This window comes from Chromobacterium sp. W521 (assembly GCF_052805975.1).
In genome coordinates this window covers 58,382-66,229 of the sequence record NZ_JBRBAF010000020.1, presented here as the reverse complement: position 1 = coordinate 66,229, position 7,848 = coordinate 58,382, and the positions used below count along the sequence as shown (strand labels likewise).

Below are 7,848 nucleotides of genomic sequence, written 5' to 3'. Positions count from 1 at the left end.
GATCAAAAATGGACATTCGACTTCAGGATGAAATGGCGGCTTCCAACAGCCATTCGACTAGTTAGAAAGCATATTTTGTTACAGCACTCTATGTGCCACGTAGCGAAGCGGTCGGGATCGATAATTTAGTCAATAAGATTCAAGCAAGCTCAATGATTTTGGTATCGATCAGCGAGCGCAAATGCTCACCAAGGAGATTCGGAATGTGCCCTCCAGTGATCAGAACTCCGGCTTCCATGTTCCTCTCCATCGCATAGCAAAGGCAATTGCAGCGATGACATCCGATCGCCAGCCCCGCGATATCGTTACCCGGAAGGGGCGTAGAGCAAGAGGCCCTATTCCCAGTCGCAAGGCGCCAAAGCATTTGCAATACGAGAGTCTAGTCGAAGAAGCCGTTTTACATGTTCTTGAAGTGGCAACTTTGCCGAAAGTACTGAATACACAGCCACGAGTCATTACTCTCCAGAGCGACAAAAAACCATTTAGATACACCCCTGACGTTGAAGTTGAGACGGAAACAATGTGCTTTTTTGTGGAGATTAAAGATAACTCCATTCTGGCAGACAAAGCCGCTGCTTTGGAGCTTAGAGAAATCATTGAATTGATGCGTCAGGGTGGACTGTTGCTCGTCCCAATTCTTGAACGAGATGTTAAGCAAAACGGATTGCTAGATGAGTTGAGAGAACTTAACAGGCTTCGCCCAGCTCCAGGCCGATATCGAGATGATATTGATGCCTCCTTGTGGGATCCCTTAGGCAGAATTCAACCTCCAGAAGATATAAAAAAACGATGGGAAGAAGCAAAACGGCTCTGTGACGAGTTATTGCAGAGAGTGATGCGCAGAGATCCAGACGATCTGTTTCCTATCATTAATCAATAGGAGATTGAAATGACTACGAGCAAGGCTTCACGAATTCTCGAGGTGGTAGATGTTGACTATGGATATCTCGATCTCATCGTTACGAATGAGGATGGTATTGCCATAGGCCGTCCTTTTGCTGCGGTAGCTTTTGAAAAATTTTCTCGGTGCATCCTCGGGTTTTCGATCGGCATGGGTGGTAACAAAACGCGTACTGTATTTAAAGCAATCCGGCAGGCTTTGTTTCCAAAAACATACCTTGAATCCAGGTTTCCTGGGCTAGGGCTTACTTGGGAGTGCTATGGGCGTTTTGAAAAATTTTCCATTGCTAATGGAAATGTGCTTCATGCAGAATATTTTTTGGATTATCTGCTGTCGATTGGCATTAATGCGGAGTGCGTTGCGCCCTGGGAAAGTAGTGAATTTCGAGGTGTGGAGAAATTTCTGCGGGAATTTAATCGTTCATTAATTCAAAAGTTCCCTGAGGCAACGGTGGGCCAGGTTTTTCAGTCGGACGGATTAGACGAAGAGCATGGTGCATGTGTCACCCTTGAGCAACTAGAACGTTTTGCTCATGTTTGGATTCTCTCTATTTATCATCGGAAAAAGCAGCGTGTGCTAAATAGTAGCTCCCCCATTGATGTTTGGAAAAAAAGTGCCAGATCTTTTCCTTCGTCATTAAGAAATAATTCTGATGATTTAAGCATCGAACCCTCGGAAGTGTCGAGATCAAATTTGTAACATGCCCGCGTTGATCTAAACACTTTACCTTATATGCCATCTGGGTTGCTTGAGCTGAGGGAAAAATTTTTTCTCCGAAAGAGTACGGTGACCCAGACGGTTTGTGTCCTGTCAGTAGGAGGTGGAAATGACTACCTTTATCAAAGGTCAAAGGATATTTCGAGGTGATATCGCCTATGACGTTGTACGTCCAATTGATGAATTTGTTCAGTTGGAAAATGTATTAACAGGCGAGTTGTCTAATAAAAAATTAGATGATTTATTGGATGAATACAGGCTTGGGTATCTCAGGATCGCATTGCCGAAGTATTACGAGCCGCCTCCTCCTTCCCTGCAGGGGATGAAGGATAAGGGCATTTCCTGCCTTTCTGAGGCAGCTAGAACCGAGACCCGCAGGCGAGTTAGTTATCTCGTTGAATTGAATAAAAGAGAGGCATTTGAAGGCTCTCAGAAGAGCCTAATTCAAGCAATTCGTGAGGTGGGTTTGTCTCTTGGTGATCAACGCCCCCCGCATTACACAACAGTCTATCGGTGGCGCAAGCGCTATTTGAAAGCTTCCATGGATGTAAGATCTCTTTTTGCCAAATTATATACTCGTGGCGGAAAAGGACAAAATCGGTTACATCCTGAAGTAGAAGCGATAATTGAAGACAAAATTGAAAATGTCTTTTTGGCGAGTAAGAGTAGTAGCGCTGAAGCGGTTCATGATGCAGTTTGTCTTGCAATAGAACAAGTCAATGCAGGTCGACTGGAAGGTGAGCGGCTAAAGGTTCCTGGATTCAGAACAATTCAGCGGCGAATTGGTGAAATTAATGCATATGATGTGGCAGTGGCTCGTTATGGAATAAAAGAAGCTGAGCGTCGTTATGCCTTGATGAAGTGTGCTCGCAAAGTATCCAGGATCCTCGAATTGGTCGAAATCGACCACACGCCCATTGATATCATGGTAGTGGACGAGGATGGAATTGTTATTGGCAGGCCAATACTTACAGTAATTTTTGATAGATTTTCACGGTGCGTGTTGGGATTTTCAATCAGTCTGGCAGGTCATGGGACTCATGCTGTTTTTGAGGCAGTCAGGCATGCCTTATTGCCAAAAACGTATCTGAAAACAAGATATCCCGATCTAGATCTCAGTTGGGAATGCTATGGCTGGTTCGAAAAACTATTGATGGATAATGGCCCTGAATTTCACGGGCTCTCCACTGTTGATGCCATGCTAACTATAGGAATTATAGGTGAATATGCCGCATCACGCGAGCCAAATGACAAGCCATTTGTAGAGCGGTTTCTCAAGACTTTTAATTATTCATTTATTCATCGCTTGCCAGGTACAACCTTGGCAAAACTTCACAAACGAATCGGGTTTAAGGCTGAGGATGAGGCTTGCATTACTCTCGAGGAATTAAATCGCCTCACGCATATATGGATAATCGACGTTTATCATCGTCGTCCACACAGAGGACTTGGCGGTCAACCTCCGATAGAGGTTTGGAAAGAAAGTGCATCTGCATTCCCTCCTCAACTGAAGCTCAATTCTGAAAATCTGGAGATAGAGCTTTCTGAAATTGCTGAATCCTCACTGCAGCACTATGGTATTGATCTCAATACGTTCCGCTACGTTTCACCGGAATTACTCCAGTTGAGGAGACTGCTGCAGGTGAAAGCAAAGGTATTGGTGAAATGGCCAAGTTATGACGTCGGTTACATCTGGGTGTGGGATCCCCTCGAGAAGAGGTATCTCAAGGCAGAAAACACGGATCAGAACTATGCCGGATTGACGATAGAACAGGCCAAAACCGCCAAAGCGTTAATTGCTAAAGATCCAGGCCACCAGCGGACGCGCGCAAGCGCGTCGGAGGTTATCCGACAGGAGTCGAATGAGGCCATGCGATCCAAACGTTTGAAAGTACGCAAGCAGGGGGCCAGGATGGCTAATAAAACTGCTAAAGAGCTCAACCGGGAGATGGTAAGTGACCTTCCTGTTCCACCGACCCTTACCGAGCAAAATGATATTTTTCAAAATGATCCTATTGAAGCCTTCGAGATGGAAGTGATTGGCGAAAGTGAGGAGTCTTGAGATGAATCATGATTGTGAGCAAATTACGCGTGTCATTCGGAAAAGTTTTGCACGTTTTCCTCATGTGAAGAATATTTTCAAAAATTTGGAGAGAGTTTTTGATTACTCATGTGGTGAGGAGGAGGCGGAGCATCTTATGATTTTGGGTGAGTCTGGTGTTGGTAAGTCAACGCTGCTGAGGCGATTTCATGCTCTCCACCCAAAAATTGTTCGCGAGGAATATACTGAGGTCCCCGTTCTTTATGTGGCAATCGATTCTGCCTGCAGTATCAAGAAATTAGCCAGTTCTATGCTTCTGGCACTTGGTAGCAAATATTGGGATAAGGGTAGTGAGTCGCAATTGACTTATCAACTTGCATGCTTGTTGAAAGGGTGTAAGGTTAGAATGGTTATTCTCGACGAAGCAAACCACTTGGTCGACAAAGGTGGGGAAAAAACACACCATAACATAGCTGACTGGATTAAACGTCTTTCAGATGCAACCCACCTTCCCTTTATCCTAGCCGGCATTCCCCGGGCTGAGCGTCTTCTGCAAACTAATGACCAACTCCGTGGTAGATTTCGAGAGGTAATTCCGATCAATCCATTTTCTGTGAAGACACCGAGCGCAGAGAAGGAATTCCGACGTGTTCTGCAGGGTTTTCAGAGTCTGTTAGGTGACCTTCCTTCCATTGATTTATCTCATCCAACGATTACGCATTCCATCGCTTTTGCGACTGATGGTCGTTTGCGGGAGCTTCGGAAATTGTTGGTCCGTGGCGTAGAGATAGCGTATGAACAGCCTGAACCTAAATTGACTACGAGAGTGCTCTCCCAGGCATTCACGGCGGTCATCTATCGTGATGCTCCGGACGATCGGAACCCATTCTCTAAAAAATTTAAGAAGGTTCCTCTGACAAAGCCTGGTGAACCTTTCGCTCCGGTGGAGAGATGAGATGACGGTCCTTGCATCTACAGCAGTAGCTTTACCTGTACGACCAACACAAAGGGTGGATGAATGGTTTGAAACGTATCTTGGGCGCTTGGCGCGCGCAAACGGTGTGCAGCGCCCATGGCGACAAGATCTAGAAAGAATTCGTTTTTCCTGTCACCCCTCCTTGGTACCGGTAATAGATGGTGTACCGGCATATGGAGGAAAGAGACTTCCCAAATGGGCTGCTCAAGGGAGAGGGGCTCTAATCAGATATTGTCCTCCGTGCTTGAGTGAATCTCGCTACATTCGAACAAGATGGCGATTGTCGTCATTTGAGATTTGTACATTACATAATCTCCGGTTGAAACCTGGCTTGGTCGAACCGGCGATCAGTGCAGCATATAATGGCCCGGGCAAGTGGCAAATCGATCAGATTCCACCCGATGAGATTTGGTCAGGTGCAACGTGCCCTCTTCCCTATGAACGCGATTTTGCCTGTGCGATTTGGGCTCAATTCGAACAGGCTGTAGAAGAGGGTAACGTCGGGAACGTCGATCAGTTGCTAGGCTGGGCCATTCTTGCTGAGCGACTCCTTGATTCACTTGTCACTTCGGTTAGAGGCCCTGATTACCCGTCTAGGGACGTTCAGCGTTCAACCCATAGAGCAGCATGGCTCATGCAGCACGGGCTAAGCATATCCGCGTCTTATGATGGCGTACTTGGCTTCCTGTTAGGTCTCAAGCTAAATGCGCATCTTCGTAGCGCTGCTTCGTGTTTGCGAATGATCATCCGAGAAGAAGAAAGACAGGAGTCCTTGCTTTCTTATTTTCCTCTACAAAAACTGCATGATCGATTGCTCGCAGCAACACCGGAGACCCAAGTCCCGGCAGCTTCGGGAGCCCTTGCTCGGGAACTTCATCCGGTCGGTTATGTGAGCCTTGAGAAGGCCGAAGCACTGATCGGCTGCCAACCCGGACTTCTGTACTTTTTGGTCCGTGAAGGGTTTTTTAGGTTGGTTGTTACCCGGAAACCGGGGAAAAAGAGATATGTCTTTATTCACCGGGCTGAAGTTGAAGATTGCCGTCGCTGGTTTTCAATGTCCTTGAGTTGCAGCGATGTGCAGTCTTATCTGCAGATCGATCGTAGGGGCTATTGGGTACTCCTGGATAGTCAATTGTTGCGTCCAGTCAGCTTAGGTGGCTGGAGTTGGCATCGTCGGCAGGACATTTCTACTCTGCTGTGTCGCTTTGATGAAGTCTCCAAGCCGCTTACGGACAGTGCGGCAACTTTGCAGCCATTTATGGGGGAGTGGATGCACCGGCGCGGTCGTGCTCGTACTACTTTGATCCAGGTGATTCATGAGATTTTGCGTGGGGAGTTACCGCTATATCGGAAAGCCAACGAAACCGGCTTGCAAGCTTACTTCGTTGATACTGCAACCCCCGAACGCCTTCGTTGGCTGGCTTCTGCTCACCAGATGCAGACAACGCGTGAAGCTAGGCACATAGGCCAGCTTACGCTACTGGAACCAGCTGATGTCTAGCCAAACTGTAGAAATCGAATGGCGTGGCCGAGCCATCTTTCTGCCGGTTGGCACATTGTTGATACGTCCGCCACCGCAGGCAGGGGAACATCCCTTGGGCTACATGCGTCGCTTGGCCCACGTAAATGGTCTTGAGAATCCCCGTTGGCTCGAGATGAGCCGCGATGGCGAGTTGCCAAAAGGGCATGGCCGCGTACGATGGTGTCCATACTGCCTGGCCGAGGCCAATTCATTTTGGCGAGATGCATGGGAAACTGGCCCTGCTGCATGCCACATCCACCGGTGTTGGCTGGTTGATAGGTGCAGCCATTGCTCTAGGGATGTTGTTTGGACTGAGGCACGATTCCTCTCCTGCCACTGTGGTCATGCATTTACCGATGTTTCGCCTGAGGAATTTTCCGCAGATTTGATCGCGGTGTTAGATGGTGGATTTGCACAGGACATACCCGATCCCTTATGGAGTAGCCTTGATCAGGATGCTCGCTGGAGGATCCTTCGATTTCTTGGGGCCTTGGACGCGTATGGCCTGCAGGGGAAGCCGTTTAAAAAGGCTTCAAGCACATCTGTAGATATAGAGCGCCAACTAGTGACGGTAGGAGCGTCGATTCTCGTTGGTGGTTTGCACGCGTATCACCAACTATTGGATCGTATTCGAGCAGCTCCTTCGTGCAGCAATACCGTTCAGGTCATGAGTGAAGCATTTCCACGGTTGTCCATCTTAATGAAAAACTACCTGGGAGTACCAGAGCGGGAATGGTTACTAGGGGTCGTGAATGGATATATAAAGTCGACTGTTGAAGGTCAAACGGCAGTGGTATGGAAGCAAAGGCACCAGAGTCGGCCCGGTTCTGCGCAAAGTTGCGCCAGACAGCTGAAAGTACGCCCTGAACGTATCTCCTCTGCTCTTTCCGAAGTTGGAGTGGAGCCCAAAACCCGCCATACCAAATCCGGTCGAAAGGTATTGGTAATCAGTGGAGCGGAACTTGAGTTGATCGAGCGGGGACTGACCCGGACGATATCTCCAAAGGCAGTTGCGCATCGTTTCAGTTTATCACCTCGACGTCAACGCTTACTCTTGGCCGCAGGGATAATCCGCTCACGTGGCTCAAGTATAGATAGCGATTCCATCTTGGAGCTCATACGGCACATAACCGAAGGTGCAGAACTTAAAGATGTAACCATGGATGCTGATTTATTGTCTGTTTCCTGGGCATTTCGATGCTTGATCCCGGTGTCTGAGACTATCCAATTTATCAATGCACTCTTGAGCAGAGAGATAAAAGTCATCATCGCGAAAAAGGATCAGCTTCGGTTTCAAGGCATGTTTGTATCTCGGCGAGAATTAGCAGGTCTCTACAGTGTGCCGACGATTTGCGAGTCAACGCTTACTATCCCCCAGGCTGCGGATGGTCTCCAAGTCAAACAGGAGGTCATGTATCACCTCGTTAACGCTGGCTTGATAAAAACGATCATTGATCGTTCTGGTCGGCGCCCCATGCGTGTCATCACCCGGTCTGAAATCGAGAGATTTCGTTCGGAGGTTGAACCTCTTGCAAGTGCGGCGGCCAGGGCTGGGGTCAACTTTCGCTCTGGCCTAGAGTGGGCAACGCGGCAGGGGCTCGTTCTCATTTCAGGCCCAAGTGTGGATGGTGGACGGCAGTATTTTGTCAGCCGGTCGCGACCCGTCATTACGACCGATGGTTAGGGGGAAT

Annotated in this window: 6 protein-coding genes and 1 pseudogene; all 7 read left to right on the top strand. The window is 48.0% G+C overall.

Annotated features, from left to right (window positions below; genetic code table 11):
- Positions 1 to 181: 181 nt before the first annotated feature.
- The 7 genes and pseudogenes from ACUXV1_RS22055 (at position 182) to ACUXV1_RS22025 (ending at position 7,841) form a co-directional block, all read left to right on the top strand.
- Positions 182 to 880, top strand: a complete 699-nt coding sequence (locus tag ACUXV1_RS22055; RefSeq protein WP_446016837.1) for a hypothetical protein — start codon at positions 182 to 184, stop codon at positions 878 to 880.
- A 9-nt stretch (positions 881 to 889) separates the two neighbouring features.
- Entirely contained in the window at positions 890 to 1,600 is a 711-nt protein-coding gene (locus ACUXV1_RS22050; protein ID WP_446016524.1) for a hypothetical protein, read from the top strand.
- Between the two features lie 127 nt (positions 1,601 to 1,727).
- Positions 1,728 to 3,680 carry a Mu transposase C-terminal domain-containing protein gene (locus tag ACUXV1_RS22045; protein ID WP_446016526.1) on the top strand — a complete coding sequence of 651 codons (1,953 nt, stop codon included), beginning with the start codon at positions 1,728 to 1,730 and terminating at the stop codon, positions 3,678 to 3,680.
- A 1-nt stretch (position 3,681) separates the two neighbouring features.
- Positions 3,682 to 4,614 carry a TniB family NTP-binding protein gene (locus ACUXV1_RS22040; RefSeq protein ID WP_446016527.1) on the top strand — a complete coding sequence of 311 codons (933 nt, stop codon included), beginning with the start codon at positions 3,682 to 3,684 and terminating at the stop codon, positions 4,612 to 4,614.
- A gap of 1 nt (position 4,615) precedes the next feature.
- Positions 4,616 to 4,945: pseudogene (locus tag ACUXV1_RS22035) on the top strand (TniQ family protein); the annotation flags it as partial.
- A 21-nt stretch (positions 4,946 to 4,966) separates the two neighbouring features.
- Complete coding sequence (locus tag ACUXV1_RS22030) at positions 4,967 to 6,136, top strand: hypothetical protein (RefSeq protein ID WP_446016585.1); 1,170 nt, start codon at positions 4,967 to 4,969, stop codon at positions 6,134 to 6,136.
- Entirely contained in the window at positions 6,129 to 7,841 is a 1,713-nt protein-coding gene (locus tag ACUXV1_RS22025) for a hypothetical protein (RefSeq protein WP_446016529.1), read from the top strand. Before ACUXV1_RS22030 ends, ACUXV1_RS22025 begins: the two co-directional genes overlap by 8 nt.
- The last annotated feature ends 7 nt before the right edge of the window (positions 7,842 to 7,848 follow it).

Bases quoted from the DNA above. Each gene is read 5' to 3' on its own strand.
- ACUXV1_RS22055 (WP_446016837.1), top strand. From the start codon at position 182: ATGCTCACCAAGGAGATTCGGAATGTGCCCTCCAGTGATCAGAACTCC.
- ACUXV1_RS22050 (WP_446016524.1), top strand. From the start codon at position 890: ATGACTACGAGCAAGGCTTCACGAATTCTCGAGGTGGTAGATGTTGAC.
- ACUXV1_RS22045 (WP_446016526.1), top strand. From the start codon at position 1,728: ATGACTACCTTTATCAAAGGTCAAAGGATATTTCGAGGTGATATCGCC.
- ACUXV1_RS22040 (WP_446016527.1), top strand. From the start codon at position 3,682: ATGAATCATGATTGTGAGCAAATTACGCGTGTCATTCGGAAAAGTTTT.
- ACUXV1_RS22025 (WP_446016529.1), top strand. From the start codon at position 6,129: ATGTCTAGCCAAACTGTAGAAATCGAATGGCGTGGCCGAGCCATCTTT.